This window comes from Hyphomicrobium sp. (assembly GCF_019753045.1).
Classification (GTDB): domain Bacteria; phylum Pseudomonadota; class Alphaproteobacteria; order Rhizobiales; family Hyphomicrobiaceae; genus Hyphomicrobium_B.
Genome location: NZ_JAIELN010000008.1, coordinates 70106 through 86148, shown reverse-complemented (window position 1 = coordinate 86148; position 16043 = coordinate 70106). Strand labels below are relative to the sequence as shown.

The following is a 16043-nucleotide window of genomic DNA, read 5'->3' as shown; positions in this document are numbered from 1 at the left end:
GATCTCAAGATCTCGAACATTGCAGAATTTCGTCAACCTGCAGTTCACTTATTGCCTATGGGGATTAGTGCCCGGAAGTCTCACGAACGAAAGCAACCCCTTCAACGATTGCTCACATGCGTATCTCGCGGCGACCAAAGCCCTACTCGATCGGCTGCAGCGCAAATCCGATAATCCGGCGGCCGCTCGCGAATTGGCAATGCGAATTGATACGGACATGCTTCGTGCTCAATCCGCGCTCGAAATCTGCATGCACAGCGTAGAACCGTTCAACACCGCCGAAATCATCATGCCTGAGTGGGCCGGGGTCGTGTTCAATCCCTTCGTTCTACTAGTTTACGCCATTTGCCTAGCGGCGGTGGCGGCCCTGTTCGCCGTTGAATTTTGGCCCCGAAAACCCAAGAAAGCAGTCTGATCGATTGGCCTTGCGGGCACCCACCTTGTTGACGCCTACTGCCTATTCTTCGAATTTTGCGATCCTGTATCCTCCCGGGTATTGCTCCGCCCTCGCGGAAATGCGCTAGTGACAGTCATGAAGCGAGCCAGAGCCCGTCGGATTAGGCAGGTTGTGAGCGCCCTTGCGATTTTGGGCGCGATTCTCAATGCCTGGGTTCTGACTGTTCACATTACATCTGTCGCCGTGACACAGCTTGAACCGAGCGGCGGCAACATCGTCATCTGCCATAAAGGCAGCCTCAAATACCTCGCGGACGAGGGCACGCCGGGCGAGAAACCGGAACCCCAGAAAAGCTGCCCAATCTGCTCCGGTTTGGCCAGCCTCGACATCGGTATTGCAAGCGAGCCGTCGCTGCATGTAGCGCCGGTGGCGCTCGGCCACATTCAAATCGGCAGCACGAGTACCGAACTCGTGGCGGATCATCGTCCGGAGCAAATCTTAAACCGAGGTCCCCCTCTCCTCGTCTGATTGTAGCCCGCGCTTTAGATCAGTCGTTTAAACAGGAGAGTGGTTCCATGGCTCGCATATCCATGCGGGCGGTCGCGGTTGCGACTGTCATCGCCTGTCTACCCATATCCCACGCATCAGCGCATTGCTTCGTGGGCAACCGATTTTTCCCAGCAACACTCAATGTTGACGACCCGTGTGTTGCCGATGAACTGTCCCTACCGACGGTCGCCGCATTCCGCAATGGAGATGATCCGTCCGCACGCGAAGTCGACATTTCGGCTGAAATCTCGAAAAGAATAACCGAAAACTTCGGCATCTCCGTGGGTGACACATGGATACATCTCAAAGAGCGCGGCGGCGCCACGGCGAGCGGATTCGACAATCTTGAAACGAGCTTCAAATTTCAGTTTGTGACCGATCCTACCGATGAGTTCGTCATGTCGGCCGCTCTCGACGTTGATTGGGGAGGCACCGGCAGCAGCGCAATCGGCGCCGAACCCTTCACAACTTTCGCGCCAGCGCTCTTTGTCGGCAAAGGCTTCGGATTCCTTCCTGAGGAGTTGAAATACCTGAAGCCGCTCGCGATCACTGGCCAAGTTGGCTACGCGATTCCGACTGAATCAACGACGATCGATGACGGCGAGACGACGTTCAACCCACGCTCCATCGCCTGGGGCGGATCGCTTCAATACAGCATGCCCTATTTGAAATCGGCCGTCGAAGACGCCGGCTTACCGGATTTCATCAACCGTCTGATCCCCCTCGTGGAGTGGAACTTGTCAACGGAAACCGGCCGTTTCGCGGAAGGAGAACGGACGACGGGCACCTTAAATCCTGGGATCATTTACGTGGGTGATAAGTTTCAGATCAGCGGCGAAGCAATCATTCCGGTCAATCGCGCAAGCGGAGATGCCGCCGGCGGAATAGGCCAGCTCCACTTCTATCTCGATGATATTTTCCCGAAGACTTACGGGCAGCCGCTCTTTGCTGCCTCGAACCAATAAGGAGTCACCGATGAAAATCTCCAATCACGCCGTCCTCGCCGTGCTCACTTTGTCGGCCGCGATCTTTTCCTCAGGAGCGGAAGCTCACGCACGCCTTGATAGTGCGAGCCCCGCTGTGGGTAGCACGGTCGGTTCCTCTCCGAGCCAAGTCGATCTCCATTTTACCGAGGCGCTTGAACCGAAGTTCAGCGGAGCAACAGTGCATGCCGCCTCGGGAGCCCGTGTAGACACCGGCAGCAGCGCATCGGGATCAACTATTCATGTCGGCGTCAAAAGTCTCGGACCGGGATCGTACACTGTGAATTGGCATGCATTGTCGGTCGATACGCACAAAACCCAAGGTAGCTTTTCTTTCCACGTCGGTAGATGATCTGAGGCCCAGGTGGACGCAACGCTCATCTTTTGGCGCGTGCTGCATTTCGCGGCGACCGCCCAGGCCGTGGGCGTTGTCTTTTTTGCTTCCCTCGTTCTTCGAGGGTTAGAACGGCAATACCCGTTACGACAACTAAGCTCGTTATTCTGGATCAGCATGGCGGTCGCGTTGGCTTCGGGAGCAGCGTGGTTCTGCGCTGTCACCAGCGCGATTGCTGACGCCCCTTGGACGACGGCAATCGCCGACGGAACGGCTGGGACGCTGCTAGCAGATACCCAATTCGGCCGGGTATGGCTTTTTCGATTTGCGGCTGGCGTATTGCTTACGGCTGTGACGCTTCTTTGGAAAGCTGAAAGCCGCGAAGCACTTATAGCGCGGAATTTGCAGTCAATCCTATTCATCGGCGGCTTGGCATTCGCGGGTCATGCCGGAAGCACGCCACGCCCGAAGGGAGAGGTGCATCTTGCCTCCGACCTCCTGCATCTCATTGCGGTCGGCGCCTGGGTTGGAGGTCTGCTGCCTTTCGCGCTTTGCCTACAAGCGCCTCCCAAAGAAGCCTCCCCACATTCAGTCGACGTCATCCGAGAAATAACTCGTCGATTTTCCAATCTCGGAGTTGCTGCTGTTCTGGTCATCGCAGCGACGGGGCTCGTCAATACCTGGAACCTCGTCGGAAGCGTCGAACTTCTCAAAACTACCGAATACGGCAGGCTGCTCTTGATCAAGATCGCGGTTTTTCTTTCGATGGTGATCGTGGCTGCTATCAACCGGTTCGCTCTTGCGCCGAACCTCACCGAGCCGCAAACGATCCAGGCCATTCGCCGCAACGCGCTCATCGAAACAGCGTTCGGGTTGATTATTTTATCAATTGTCGCGGCATTGGGGACGATGCCGCCGGCACTAATGGATCACTCGGCGATGCATCACTCATAAGTTTAGATTTTGGAGGAAAGAATGAAACAGCTGCTCGTGGCTTTTACGGCGCTCATCGCAACCACGGTGTTCGTCGCTGCTCACCAGTTCGAGAAGAGCGGCTTGCTTATTGTCCATCCATGGACACGAGCAACGCCCGAGGGCGCGACCGTCGGCGCCGGCTATCTAACCATCACCAACAACGGCAAGGAAACCGACAGGCTGACCGGCGGCGCATTCGAGGGCGCCGACCACGTTGAGATTCACGAGATGAAAATGGACGGCGATAAGATGACGATGCGTCAATTCAAGGATGGTGTCGAAATCCAGCCGGGCGCCACGGTGAAGTTCAATCCGGGCTCGTACCACATGATGTTGATGGGCCTAAAAAAGCCGATTGCCAAGGGACCCAATATCAAAGGGTCTTTGACCTTCGAAAAGGCTGGCAGCGTCGACATCGATTACAAGGTCGAGAATATCGGTGCCATGGACAGCTCCGATGCCGACACCGGCAAGGGCGATATGAAGATGGACGATTCCAAAATGATGCATGACCACATGCAATAGCGCGGGGCTCCCGGCTCACGGGAACCGACGCCATGACGATCAGCCCCGCTAGGAGCGTCGAGGCGCATCCGCGAGGCGCGTGGCCGATCGGCGCGATGCAGATGCACAAGGATCAGAGATAGCTTCGCGCGATGGCTCACCTCCCTATGAATTGCATTGAAACAAAGGTGACCCAGGTCATGGACTCTGGTCGCTACACCTGCTGATCTATCCGTGCACCATGGAGAAAGAGTATAACTCAATTGACTCGTCTTATTTCAATGTCGGAAGCGGCGCTTTTAACGTCTCTCTCCCGAAGTCAAATTTATCGGCTCGAACTGGCCGATAAATTTCCACGCAAGGTGCAAATTGGAAATGGCCGCGTCGGCTATCTGCTTCAAGAAGTTGAAGCAGATATCGATAGTCTACCGCGAGTTCCGAGTCGTCCAACCAAAAGCAGCAAGGGCCGGATAAACTCAATTGATCGTTCACCGGTGAACGGAGGACGGTCATGAAAAAACTGAAGAAAACCGTCGATGAGTGGACGTTGGAAATCAGAGCAGCGTCAACCGTCGCAATCAAGTCAAACCTTCAGCTAGCCAAAGTCGTTGCAGCGAGCGTTGCAGAGCATGCCGGCGAGGAAAGTCTTGTTGCGTTGGCGGAAAAATCGCAGACGGAGCTTCACAAGTTCAAGAAGCTTTGTTCGATTGGGGCATGCAACTGGCTTATGGATTTTGATCCAAGTCAGCTGCCCCGCGGTTATGGGCAGAGGTTTTGTTCGCCAAGTGAAGCGAGTTTGACTCGTAGGCAACAGCACCGGATAGCAAATCGACGGCCTGGATGAGCCTGCTATTCTCCGACCGGACGTACTTCACCGTATGGAAAGGGTCCGAGCGCTGCTTGAAGTGGGAGTAGCTCTTGTTGTTGAGCATGGACCTCAATGCGGGATCGGGGCCTTCCCGGCCGTCGGGCGAGTCGATGAAAACGTGGAAAACGGAGGTCATCCCGAAGTTGGCCGCGAACTGAAAAATCAGCGGGAAGATGAACCGCGCGAGCTGCTCGTCCTTATCTATGCCGGGATTGATGTCGCGGCTGACCTTCGCGCTTTCGAGCATGAGCGTGATAACGCATCTTGTACGGCTTGACCTGGGTGTAACGTATGAGCTTTACGCCAACCTCCTGATAGAGTGGCAGGAGATGGTTCTTAAGCTCCGTCCAATGAATCTCTTTGTCGGCTCTTTGACCGTGTGAGACGACAGCGGCGCTCATCATGTCGCTTATTTCGCGGGCGGAGTCCTTACGCGAGAACAGCGCTCCTGCACCCATGAACGTCGAGCTTTTGCTCGTCTCGTCGATGTAGATGTGAAATTCCCTATTGTCGGCAGCGGTCATGACGGCCTCGTCGGTTCGTGCCGTTATCAAACCATGAACAAAGGTCAGAGTAGGGGGAAGAACCGGCGGCATTACTCCGGGGCCGTCCGCGCGGCACGAAAGTGAGCCTGAGGTTCGATACTGCGATCCCGCATAACGGCTCACTTGCCTCTGAACGTTTTTCTGTGGCGCGCTGAGATGGTATGAGCGCAAAACAAGACCGTGGCGACCGTGACCTAATCGCGCCCTAAAGCCCAATAGAGGAGACGCCAATCCATCGATTTGAGGGATAAGTGATTGAAAACAATGGTGCCGCTTGCGTGACTCGAACACGCGACCCCGTCATTACGAATGACGTGCTCTACCGGCTGAGCTAAAGCGGCATACAATCGACAAAGCCGGTTTGATGCTTGTCGATATCCTGTGCACGAAATTGCTTCGGCACGCTCTAAGCACAGAATGCGCCGTGATCCTTGGTGCCCGGCAAATTAGGCCGGGTGAACCTCGGAAGTCGGCGCATCGCGCATCGAGTTCGAGCGTCCTAGCGCACCAACTCCAACATCGCAAGATGCAAACGATGTCGCCGGGAAAGACAGGCCCGCGGAGCCCTAATCTGCTGTTCTGAAAGCGGCTTATTGCGGCAATGCCGGCAAAAACGCCGCACGGAGGGCACGGGAACGGACCGGTTCTGGCCGACTGGTCATCCGGCTTGAGTGTGTCCCAAGATAGCGCCTCGATCGCGAACCGGACCACATGGCAACCGTATCGAACTTCGCGCGGGGCTGAGCCCCCGTCGGACGTCGCGCGAATCGCTGTCGGCGGTTGTTGCCTTTCGTCCACTCGTCCATCCGCCAGACAGGCGTTTTGAACGCTCTCGACGTTGGCTCCACAACCAATGCACAGAAATGTTGCGCGTGGACCGCAGTTTGAGTTGTAGACGGATCAATCCCGAGGCACCCCTTAGCCCCAGTGTTTAGTGGTATTTATCGGCGTGAGGGATTTCTAGTCATGGTGAAAGTCTTTGGTATTGCAGCAATCGCAGTGATTTTTACCGGGGGAACGGCAGTCGCCCAACCCGGCCAATTCGAAGGTTTCTACATCGGCGGCATTGCAAGCGCAGTTTTCGACAGTCCAAGTGCCACCCTCTTTGACGACCACGTTGGCGGAGATCCGCCGCTTCATTCCGGCAGCAGAGACCATCCGACGTACGGCGTGAAGGGTGGGTACAATTTCCAGTTCGACCGATACGTCGTTGGTGTCGAGGGCGATTGGCAGTGGGGATCGGGCAAAAACGAAACCTCCATTCTGGACGATGGCGGCCCGGGCATCGATAGCGCCAGCGCCCGGCTTGACAGTCTCGGCACCGTTCGCGGACGCTTAGGCTACGCAATCTTCGACAACATGATGGTTTTCGGCACCGCGGGCATCGGCTGGGGCAATGCCGACTACTCCTTTCGAGATGCCGACGAGATCGCGGGAAGCATCAAATTCCACTCTAACGATATGGGAGCGGTCTACGGCGGCGGCTTCGAATTGCTCTTCGCCTACAACATCGTCCTGACCGCCGAGTATCTGCATTTCGATTTCAACAAGGACAGGTTCATCGTCGATGTTCCCGCACTCAACGGCGGATCGGACATCGCGACGAGCCTCGGCCCGATCGACACGCTGCGCATCGCAATCAGTTACAAGTTTGGCGGGTACAGCAACGAGTGGGAACCCGAACCCTACCCACTCAAGTAACTTGCGCCGCCCAAAGCGCGGCAAGCAGATACCGGCCGTAGCTCGCAATGATCTGCGAGCTCGGCCAAACCAGGCGGCCGATAGGCCGCCTAGCCTCGTCGTTAGTTGACCGTACGAAAGTTTCGACGCGCCACGGGCTGTTCGAGTTCTGGCTCGATGGGATCCGTTCCCGGATCGTCCGGCGCTCGAGGCGCGACATAGACCTGCGGTTCGGGCTTCGCGACCGGAGCCCGATCCGGAGCTGTCACCCGCCGGGCTGCATTGATCGTGTCGTCGGCAGCGGGCAGAGGCCGAGCGACACCATTGACTGACGCTTCTGGAAACTGAGCTTTCGGCTCGCCTCCGGCTCCGTTTGGCTTGACCGTAACGGTGACGGGTTCAGCCTCGACGATATCATCCTGAGAAAGTTTGCTTTCCACATCATCCGGATTGTCGGAGCGTCCGGTATCGGAACGCTCGGCATCGTCCTTCGTCGCAACCGGCGCGATCGCGATAAGCTCGTCGATCTTGCTCGCGAGAATTTCGCTTCCCTTGCCATCGGTCGTCTCAACCGGCACGCGCCACTGGAAGGCATCGAGACGGCCATCGACCGGCGATGTCGGCTCCCAGTGATTGGAAATGACGCCGTCTGCCATCCAGGCCGGATCGCGAGCCGCGTTCATCGCCCGCGCCAGCCATTCGCGAACGCGGCCCTTCTCGCCGTTCTCGCCAGCTTCGATGCGCGCCATCAGCATAGCGACGCGCTGCGTGAGGCGATCGGCAAGAAGCGGCTCGAGAGCCCGGCGGGCTTCGTCGTACAGCCGCGCTTCCGTCGCCGTGGTGGCAACGGCAATTGGGCTTTCGATCGAATGCGGATTGAGGGCCGCAAGCTGGCGCACACGGTCGAGACGATCGCGCGTGCTGTCGCCGATACGGGCGTAGGCGTAAGTCGCTGCCAGATCCGGATGCGGAGATTTGGTCCACGTCTTCTGAAGCACCTTCGCAGCCTTGGCGGTATTGCCACGCGACGCAAGGATACGCCCGGCAATGACCGCCGCAGGTACGAGATCCGGTGCGAGCCCGTGCGCTTCGAGCGACCAAGCGAGCGCCTTGTCCGGCGCATCGTCTTCGATGGCGACAGCCTTCGCCGTCAAGAGAACGGCGCGCTTGCGATCGGCGACGGCCTTCGTGATGTGGCCACTCTTCTTGGCGTGATCGAGCGTTGACAGTGCGCCCGACCAATCCTTCTGCTTGCACTGCTGTTCGAAGAGCGCCGTCGACGACCATCCGAGCTTTGGATTGGCCTTGAGCGCCCGATCGGCAAATTGCCGGGCCGCTTCGCCTGCGCCCTCGCGCTGTGCTTCGAGGAAAAGCCCACGAAGGCCGAGCTGCTCCGTTTCGGGCGATGCGAGCATTGCTTCGTAGATGCGACGTGCCGCGGCGCGATCGCCAGCAAGTTCGGCGGACTGCGCACGCAAAAGGTGCGTCAACGGCTCGTGCGGCAATGTCTTGCGCGCCTGCAGCGCATAGCGCGAAGCCAGCGCACTGTCGCCCGCTCCGATCGCAATCAAACCGCCGGAAAGAGCATCGAGCCCCTTCTTCTGTCGTTGCCGCAGCAAACGATGGCCGATGGCAGCCGGACTATTCCAAAGCGCGCGAAAGATGGACCACAAGAACACGAGCGTCGCCACGGTCGCCGCCAGGATAACGACCGCGCGGAAAACCGACGTCTCGATATCATAGCCCTGCCAGGCGATCTGCAGCGTTCCGGGCCGGTCGGCAAGCCAGGCAAGGCCGGACGCGATGAGAGCGATCGTGACCAAATAGACGACGAGGCGCACCATGACGCAAACCCCTTGAATGATTAAGGCGACTTCGACGTCGGCTGAGAGCCGGTCGCAATAGATGACTTCAGTTGAGCTTCGAGGTTGGCAAGCGCGGTATCCACGCTGACGCGCGCGGAAACCTTATCGAGGAAGGGTCGCGCCGCATCCTGCGCTTTTGGCGAAAGATCCTTGGCAGCCTCGAGCACATCCGGCAGACGCCCGTCGTTCAACGCGACCTGCATACGCCCGACAGTCGCTTCTGTGCTCTTGTCTTCAGGTTTGAGATCGACGCGACGGACGCGGACGATTGATTTTGCGCCGGCCCAGAGGCGATCGACGACACCCGCATTATCAGGCTCGGCGTCGGCATCGATGGCGCGATCGGCGGCAGACCTGAAATCCTTGTTGAGTTCCGCGAGAGATGGAACACCGGTTTCCTTCAAAGCCTCGAGAGCCGATAGATCGATGGTATTGCCCGCGACTTTCTTGACGTCCGCGAGCTGGCTCGCAAAGTTCTGCCCGCTATCGAGCGCACGCCGCAAATTCTGCAGCTCGAGTGCGAGCACCACGCGCTCAGCACTTTCCTTCCGAACGGCATCTCCCTGCACGACATCCTGCACGCTCTTCTCCAGAGCGGCCGTACGATCGGTGAGAGGCTGAACAGCAGCCGTGATATCTGCCGGCTTGGCGGCAGCCGTTTTCAATCCATCGAGCGCAGTTTTGAGGCTCTGCGTCTCGTCTTGAGCAATCTTGAGATCGGCTGCGATGTGATCGTTCGCGGTTTTCACCGCCGCGATTTCAGCTTCGATACGCACGCCGTCGGTCTTCAAACCGGCGACATCCTTATCTATCCGCTGCGTTCCAGCCCGCGCGGCTTCGCTGGCTTCCGTTGCCGCTTGCACGCGTCCCTCGACGTCTTTGGCGACGCTGACGCGCAACGCCGTAAGCTGCGTCGCAAGGCTGGTTTCGAGATCGGAGACTTTACCGGTCAGCCCCGCGAGTTGTTCGATGCGGTTGGCATTGGGATCGTTGACGCCCGCATCCGCCAGCGCCTTGAACTTATCTTCGACTTTGCCAATACGCTCGATGAGCTGTGGCGAGCCCGCATCCGACGCCGCCGACGCGAGCGCCGCCTTCGTTTCCGCAACGAGGCGATTCTGGCTTTCCGTGATAGCCGGGATTTTCTTCGTCGCCGTCTCGAGATCTGAGAGACGGAATTCGATGCTGCTCAAATCCGGCGCGGGCGCAGCGATGCTTTGTTTTTTCTCGACGGCCGCCAAGCGCTCCGAAAGCGCGGCAGTTTCATCGTTGGAACCGCGCAGCCCCAGCTGAGGAAGCGCCCATTGATAAGCTGAGAGCGCGAGAACGCCGCCCGCAACGCCGGCCGCAAGGTGGCTGAAAAACCCGCCACCCTTCCGGACGGCGATCTCGTCATCGCTGTCCCGAGCACGGCTGGAAGCCGAAGAAGCCGACGACGTGGCTTCCGCTTTCGCGTTGTCCTTCTTCAGGAACTCCGGCATCGCGTCGGCCTTGGCATCGGCCTGCGATTGAGCGGCACTCGCCTTCTGAGCATCAGATGGCTTTTCTGCATACGATCGTGCCGCCGCCGGAAGGGGCACACCGGTCGCCGAAGCCTTTGCCCCGGCCGACGAAGCCCCAACCTTCACCGGGGTAATCTCAACCTCGGTCGCCTTGAGGTCGAGCGTCGCGTAAGGCCGCTTGCTACCTGATCCTGCACTCGATTTGTCGTCTGCCATTGAAGCTTTAGCCTCCACACGGAACTCGCGTAACGCCACCTGATCCCGCTTCGTAGTCGGGCATTCAAGCCAAAATTTTGTCAGGTTGAGATGGCTCAGTTGCCGGGACATCTAACCGGCGATACGCGCTTATTACTCCGCTTTCGAATTTGCCGCGAGACGTTTTACGAGCGCAATCATTTCTTCGAGATTAGGATGTAAAGCCACCCGAACCTTAAAGTCTTTTTCCGATCGACCCAAGGCCTCGACGACGCGATCCGAAAGACAGAGATGGGTTACGCCGGAAAGTTGTACCGGCGGCGATAACGCCCCGACGAGCCTCGCCCAGGTCTTGGCAGTGCGCGGCGACATCAGTGTTACCGCATTGATATCGCCGTTTTGGAGCGCATCGATCACCGGCTTATCCAACGCTTCAGCCGCAACTGATCGATAGGCGTTCACGGCCTTGACCTTGATGCCGGCTTCCCCCAGCGCGCCCTCGACATCGAATGCAACAACGTCACCGCGAAGATACACTGGGCGTTCACCCAGCCCCGCCCGCCGCGAAGTGAGTATGGGCACGAGCTCCGACCCGGTTCCCGGACCTTCGACGACCTTCGTGAAACCTATGCTCCGCGCGACTGCGCCCGTACCGGGCCCGACCGCAAAGAGCGGCAAGTCGATCAGCGCTCCCAACGCGGGCGTCAACGCACTGCGGCTCGTCGCGATCAGCGAAGTCGCATCGCGGAGCGCGTCAGCCGGTATGTCGTTCGGCACGATGTCGATGAGCGGCGCGAGCGTGACCCGCCAGCCCAGCGCTTCGATGCTTGATTTGAGAGGCTCGGCATCGCCCGCTGGTCGCGTAACTATGACGTGCATCAGACTTTCGACCGGATAAGAAGCGCGGGGTCCGCCTCAGACAGGATTTCATCGGCCGCTGCAAGGCCAAGATCGGAAGCCTCTTCCGGCGCGCCGGTTCTAGAAACGTCGTAGACCTGCCGGCCATCGGGCGTAAGAATCTGCCCGCGGAAGAGCATGATGCCATCGGCGATCGTCGCGTGACCGGCGATGGGCGTCCTGCAAGAACCTTCGAGGCGAGCAAGAAATGTCCGCTCGGCGGTAACCGCCGAGGCGGTCATTGGATCGTTCAACGCCGCAATGAGCGCGGCGGTAGCTTCGTCACCTTCGCGAACTTCAAGCCCGATTGCCGCCTGCGCCACCGCAGGCAACATCACATCCGTTGAAACCGGCGCCGTGATCCGGTCCTCCATGCCAAGTCTCTTCAAGCCGGCCACCGCGAGAAACGTCGCCTCGGCTTGGCCCTCCTCGAGCTTGCGAAGCCGCGTCTGCACATTGCCGCGAAATTCGACGACGCGAAGGTCGGGCCGGGCATTAAGAACTTGCGCCTTCCGCCGCAACGACGACGTTCCGACGACCGCATTGAGAGGAAGTGCGCTGAGATCGGCATGCCTCAACGAAATGAAAGCGTCGCGCGGATCTTCGCGCGGCAGCACACCGCCGATGACCAGCCCATCGGGAAGCACCGTCTGCATGTCTTTCATCGAATGGACGCCGACATCCACGTCGTTCGAGAAAAGCGCCTCTTCGATTTCTTTGGTAAAGAGCCCCTTGCCGCCGATTTCGGCCAACGGCCGGTCGAGCACACGGTCGCCCGTCGTCTTGATGACGTGGATCGTGACGGCGCCTTCCGGCAGGCCATGCGCGGCGGTAAGGCGCGCCTGCACTTCGTGTGCCTGGGCCAGGGCTAGAGGCGAGCCTCTAGTCCCGATGCGTATGCGGGTCGCTTGCAAAAAGGTTTCTCCGGATGCTAGGCGGGGCACTCGTACCCGGGTGCTGGGATGAGTGCCGGTATTCGGGCGATACTAATGCTCCAAAGGCGCGCGAATTCCAACCTCGCGGCGGCAAGTTCCAGATCATATGGTCCAGCTTACCGAATTTGCTCCCTCTGCCCTGCTCGTGCTGGGCATAGAGACGAGCTGCGACGAGACCGCCGCCGCGGTCGTCGCGCGCGATGCGGAAGGCACTGGCCGCATCCTATCTAATGTAGTTCTTTCCCAATTCGACAGCCACGCCATCTATGGCGGCGTCGTACCGGAAATAGCGGCCCGCGCGCACACCGAATGCCTTGATCTCCTCGTTCAGAAAGCCCTGGACGAAGCGGGCGTTTCCCTCGGAGATCTTTCCGCCGTCGCGGCGTCGGCTGGGCCGGGCCTCATCGGCGGCCTGATCGTCGGCGCGACCAGCGGCAAAGCCCTGGCGCTCGCCACCGGTATACCCTTTCTCGCCATCAACCATCTCGAGGCCCATGCACTGACGGCCGGCCTGACCGACGCCATCCGCCCTCCGTACTTGATGCTTTTGGTGTCGGGCGGACATACGCAGGTCCTATGGGTCGAGGGCGTCGGCCGTTACCGTCGGCTCGCGACGACGATCGACGATGCGCTCGGCGAGGCTTTCGACAAAACGGCTAAGTTGCTGGGCCTCCCCATGCCCGGAGGTCCGTCCGTCGAAAAAGCAGCTCTGAACGGCGATCCGCGACGCTTCAATCTGCCCCGCCCGATGATCGGACGCGAAGACCCGCATTTCTCGTTCGCCGGGCTCAAGACGGCGGTCCGCCATGCCGCCGCAAAAATCTCACCCCTGTCCGAACAGGATATTGCCGACCTCTGCGCATCGTTCCAGGCAGCCGTTTGTGACAGCGTCGCCGACCGGGTGAGATCGGCGATACGTTCCGTCCTTCTGCTGTTGCCCGAGGGAACGCCGCGAAACTTCGTTGCCGCAGGCGGCGTCGCAGCCAACAAGGCGTTGAGATCGACGCTCGTCGAGATTTCGGACGAATTCGGCTTCGCCTTCCGCGCGCCGCCTCTCGAACTCTGCACCGACAACGGCGCGATGATTGCGTGGGCCGGAGCGGAACGCCTGGCGCTTGGGCTCGTCGACGGGCTAGACTCGCCCGTAAAGCCGCGCTGGCCGCTTGATCCCGATGCGGCGAAAGCAGCGGGAGCCGGCGTAAAAGCCTAGCGGCAGCGGTCGTCAGAATTGCGTGCTAAGCTGAAGCGGATTTGATCTCGGGGGCACGCTTGCAAATAAATTCGGTGAGCATTGTCGGCGGCGGCGCGTGGGGCACGGCGCTGGCACAGACGTTGGCGCATGGCGGCATCAAAGTTACGCTTTGGGCGCGCGAGCCCGAAGTCGTCGATGACATCAACGAGAGGCACGTCAATCGAACCTTCCTCTCCGGCGTGAGCCTCAATCCCGCGATCCGCGCGACGACTGACCTTTCAGCGGTAGCCAGGGCCGACGCTCTTCTCGCCGTCGTCCCCGCCCAGCATCTGCGTGGCGTGATGGGTAAGCTCGCCAAGCAACTGGCTCAAAACACGCCGGTCATCATTTGCGCGAAGGGTATCGAACAGACGACCGGCCGCTTTATGGGAGACGTCCTTGAAGAAGCCGCACCACAAGTACTCCGCGCGGTACTGTCGGGACCGAGCTTCGCTGCCGACGTCGCACGTGGCTTGCCCTCTGCGCTGACACTCGCATGCCGTAACGAAACGACCGGGCGCGCGCTGACGGCCGCGCTCTCCTCGCGGCAAATGCGTCTCTATTGGTCGAGCGACGTGCTCGGCGCGGAACTCGGCGGCGCGGTGAAAAACGTCCTCGCGATCGCGGCGGGCATCGTCGAGGGCCGCGGCCTCGGAGCGAGCGCTCACGCAGCGATCGTCACTCGCGGCTTCGCCGAACTTCGCCGCTTCGGCGAAGCGATGGGCGCGCGACCGGAAACGCTTCTCGGTCTTTCCGGGCTCGGTGATCTCATCCTGACCTGCGGCAGCGCCCAGTCGCGCAACATGTCTCTCGGACGCGCTCTTGGCGAAGGCCGCAGCCTCGGCGAGTTCCTCGGTGCGAGGGTATCCGTGGCGGAAGGCGTCTACACCTGCGCGGCACTTGTCCGCCTCGCGCACGAGAAAGGTGTCGAGATGCCGATCGCCGAAGCCGTGCACGGGATCATCGAAGGCCGGCTTCTCGTTGATGAAGCGATCACGGCATTGATGCAGCGGCCGTTGAAGGCGGAAGACTGATCAGACCCGCGCCGGCTTCCAAATCGTCTGCGACGTTTTGCAACGAGCGCACGATATACGTCCGCGCAAGGGCCCGATGATCCGCCATTGGCCGCTCTTGCGGGGCCGATGAGTATTTCGACTATTTCGAACGCGAGTGCTCACCCGCAGACTGCCTTTACCGAATATCAAGGCATTGCTGACATAACGATCAAACAGATTGGCAACGCGATCCAGAGAGGTCGCAAGCCCGCCGCTCGACAGAGCCGCCAAAGTTTCGTGTCGCGTCTAAAACCCCATGCTTTCCGAGCATGGGGTTTTTGCTTTTGTAGGCATTCGCTTGAGCAGCCCGTCATTTCGGGCTAGCACGATGCCCCCTACGCAAAGGCCAAGCCCATGACCGCCTTCTGGCTCTTGAAATCCGAACCCGATGTCTTCTCGTGGAACGATCTCGTTTCCCGCGGACCGAAAGGCGAAGCGTGGGACGGCGTTCGCAACTATCAGGCTCGCAACAACATGCGGGCAATGAAAGTTGGCGATCTCGGATTTTTCTATCACTCGAACGAGGGCAAGGAGATCGTCGGCATCTTGCGCGTCATATCGCCCGCGCATCCCGAAGCGAAAGACGATACCGGCAAGTGGGAATGCGTCGACGTTGCAGCGGTCAAGCCGGTGCCGAAGCCTGTCGGCCTTGACGCCGTCAAAGCAAATCCCAAGCTTTCCGCCATGGTGCTCGTCAACAATTCACGGCTCTCGGTACAACCTGTGTCCGCCGAGGAATGGAAGGAAATCTGCAAAATGGGCGGTGTCGATCTAAAGACGCTCAAGGGCTCATGACGGACCGGCTCGATCCCGCTGATCCTCGAAGCGCCAAACGGTTCATCGTCGAAAATACGAAGCCAATCGCACCACCCCTGGTCCCCGAGATCACGTTGCGGCTTGCGGAAGAGTCGTTGCCGATTTGGCAAAAGACCGAGGACGAACTCGGCGAGCTTAACGTTCCCCCGCCTTTTTGGGCATTTGCCTGGGCTGGAGGCCAAGCGGTCAGCCGATACCTGCTCGATCATCCTGAGATTTGCCGCGGCCGGACCGTTCTCGACATCGGCGCGGGCTCCGGAATTTCTGCAATTGCGGCCGCCAAGACGGGCGCCGCCCGGGTCCTCGCCGCCGATATCGACGGCTTGGCCATCGCCGCCTGCGCCATAAACGCCGAGGCCAACGCTACCTCAATCGAGACCACCGATGCCGATCTGCTTGAGGGAGAACCGCCAGCCGACAGCGTTGTCATCGTCGGCGACCTCTTTTATGAGCGCCAACTGGCCGGCCGCGTCGTCGAATACATCGACCGGGCAAAGGCCCTCGGATGCTCGGTGTACATCGGCGATCCACGTCGAAGCTATTTTCCGGACGGACGGTTTACACCGCTCGCAGAATATCAAGTCCCGGTAACCCGGGAGCTAGAGGACTACGACATTAAGCGCACGACCGTGTGGGGCGGATAGGTCTTGCGGCGGTGCGGTATCAAATCGCGGAATTTTTTCTGATGTCGCTCGTCCGGGCACCATCGAGC

General features: G+C 59.5%; 18 protein-coding genes and 1 tRNA gene. 12 read left to right on the top strand and 7 right to left on the bottom strand.

Going from position 1 to position 16043, the window contains the following annotated elements:
* The first annotated feature begins 19 nt into the window (after window positions 1-19).
* The 7 genes from K2Q04_RS10510 to K2Q04_RS22220 all read left to right on the top strand — a co-directional run bounded on the left by K2Q04_RS10510 (window position 20) and on the right by K2Q04_RS22220 (window position 4257).
* Window positions 20-415, top strand: coding sequence for a hypothetical protein (locus K2Q04_RS10510; protein ID WP_291162983.1), 396 nt, complete (start codon window positions 20-22; stop codon window positions 413-415).
* Between the two features lie 153 nt (window positions 416-568).
* Window positions 569-925: a DUF2946 family protein gene (locus K2Q04_RS10505; RefSeq protein WP_291162981.1), complete on the top strand. Its 357-nt coding sequence runs from the start codon at window positions 569-571 to the stop codon at window positions 923-925.
* A gap of 47 nt (window positions 926-972) precedes the next feature.
* Window positions 973-1911 carry a hypothetical protein gene (locus K2Q04_RS10500; RefSeq protein WP_291162979.1) on the top strand — a complete coding sequence of 313 codons (939 nt, stop codon included), beginning with the start codon at window positions 973-975 and terminating at the stop codon, window positions 1909-1911.
* The gene (locus K2Q04_RS10495; RefSeq protein ID WP_366935749.1) at window positions 1856-2281 is read left to right on the top strand and encodes a copper resistance protein CopC; all 426 of its coding nucleotides are present in this window, start codon (window positions 1856-1858) and stop codon (window positions 2279-2281) included. Before K2Q04_RS10500 ends, K2Q04_RS10495 begins: the two co-directional genes overlap by 56 nt.
* Before the next feature lie 12 nt (window positions 2282-2293).
* Window positions 2294-3217 carry a copper homeostasis membrane protein CopD gene (gene copD, locus K2Q04_RS10490; RefSeq protein ID WP_291162975.1) on the top strand — a complete coding sequence of 308 codons (924 nt, stop codon included), beginning with the start codon at window positions 2294-2296 and terminating at the stop codon, window positions 3215-3217.
* A gap of 21 nt (window positions 3218-3238) precedes the next feature.
* Window positions 3239-3763: a copper chaperone PCu(A)C gene (locus K2Q04_RS10485; RefSeq protein WP_291162973.1), complete on the top strand. Its 525-nt coding sequence runs from the start codon at window positions 3239-3241 to the stop codon at window positions 3761-3763.
* Between the two features lie 260 nt (window positions 3764-4023).
* The gene (locus K2Q04_RS22220; protein WP_366935750.1) at window positions 4024-4257 is read left to right on the top strand and encodes an AlpA family phage regulatory protein; all 234 of its coding nucleotides are present in this window, start codon (window positions 4024-4026) and stop codon (window positions 4255-4257) included.
* Between the two features lie 210 nt (window positions 4258-4467).
* Here the strand turns inward: K2Q04_RS22220 and K2Q04_RS10480 are convergent, their stop codons facing one another.
* From K2Q04_RS10480 to K2Q04_RS10470, 3 genes are all read right to left on the bottom strand, one after another.
* The gene (locus K2Q04_RS10480) at window positions 4468-4857 is read right to left on the bottom strand and encodes a DUF3800 domain-containing protein (protein WP_291162971.1); all 390 of its coding nucleotides are present in this window, start codon (window positions 4855-4857) and stop codon (window positions 4468-4470) included.
* Window positions 4808-5134 (bottom strand): hypothetical protein, encoded by a 327-nt coding sequence (locus K2Q04_RS10475; RefSeq protein ID WP_291162969.1) that lies wholly within the window; start codon window positions 5132-5134, stop codon window positions 4808-4810. Before K2Q04_RS10475 ends, K2Q04_RS10480 begins: the two co-directional genes overlap by 50 nt.
* 286 nt (window positions 5135-5420) lie before the next feature.
* Window positions 5421-5496 (bottom strand) — tRNA-Thr (locus tag K2Q04_RS10470).
* A 625-nt stretch (window positions 5497-6121) separates the two neighbouring features.
* Between K2Q04_RS10470 and K2Q04_RS10465 the strand changes: the two genes are divergently transcribed.
* Window positions 6122-6856 carry an outer membrane beta-barrel protein gene (locus K2Q04_RS10465; protein ID WP_291162967.1) on the top strand — a complete coding sequence of 245 codons (735 nt, stop codon included), beginning with the start codon at window positions 6122-6124 and terminating at the stop codon, window positions 6854-6856.
* Between the two features lie 101 nt (window positions 6857-6957).
* Here K2Q04_RS10465 and K2Q04_RS10460 read toward each other — a convergent pair whose 3' ends face one another.
* From K2Q04_RS10460 to hemC, 4 genes are all read right to left on the bottom strand, one after another.
* Complete coding sequence (locus K2Q04_RS10460) at window positions 6958-8679, bottom strand: heme biosynthesis HemY N-terminal domain-containing protein (protein ID WP_291162965.1); 1722 nt, start codon at window positions 8677-8679, stop codon at window positions 6958-6960.
* Between the two features lie 20 nt (window positions 8680-8699).
* The gene (locus K2Q04_RS10455) at window positions 8700-10418 is read right to left on the bottom strand and encodes a hypothetical protein (RefSeq protein WP_291162963.1); all 1719 of its coding nucleotides are present in this window, start codon (window positions 10416-10418) and stop codon (window positions 8700-8702) included.
* Between the two features lie 132 nt (window positions 10419-10550).
* Window positions 10551-11276 (bottom strand): uroporphyrinogen-III synthase, encoded by a 726-nt coding sequence (locus K2Q04_RS10450; protein WP_291162961.1) that lies wholly within the window; start codon window positions 11274-11276, stop codon window positions 10551-10553.
* Window positions 11276-12208 (bottom strand): hydroxymethylbilane synthase, encoded by a 933-nt coding sequence (hemC, locus tag K2Q04_RS10445; protein ID WP_291162959.1) that lies wholly within the window; start codon window positions 12206-12208, stop codon window positions 11276-11278. The genes K2Q04_RS10450 and hemC overlap by 1 nt, the downstream gene beginning before the upstream one ends.
* Before the next feature lie 160 nt (window positions 12209-12368).
* Between hemC and tsaD the strand changes: the two genes are divergently transcribed.
* From tsaD to K2Q04_RS10425, 4 genes are all read left to right on the top strand, one after another.
* Window positions 12369-13439: a tRNA (adenosine(37)-N6)-threonylcarbamoyltransferase complex transferase subunit TsaD gene (tsaD, locus tag K2Q04_RS10440; protein WP_291163277.1), complete on the top strand. Its 1071-nt coding sequence runs from the start codon at window positions 12369-12371 to the stop codon at window positions 13437-13439.
* A gap of 59 nt (window positions 13440-13498) precedes the next feature.
* Window positions 13499-14494, top strand: coding sequence for an NAD(P)H-dependent glycerol-3-phosphate dehydrogenase (locus tag K2Q04_RS10435; RefSeq protein ID WP_291162957.1), 996 nt, complete (start codon window positions 13499-13501; stop codon window positions 14492-14494).
* A gap of 375 nt (window positions 14495-14869) precedes the next feature.
* A complete protein-coding gene (locus K2Q04_RS10430) occupies window positions 14870-15310 on the top strand; it encodes an EVE domain-containing protein (protein ID WP_291162956.1) in 441 nt (146 codons plus the stop codon).
* Entirely contained in the window at window positions 15307-15975 is a 669-nt protein-coding gene (locus K2Q04_RS10425; protein ID WP_291162955.1) for a methyltransferase, read from the top strand. Before K2Q04_RS10430 ends, K2Q04_RS10425 begins: the two co-directional genes overlap by 4 nt.
* Window positions 15976-16043 lie beyond the last annotated feature (68 nt).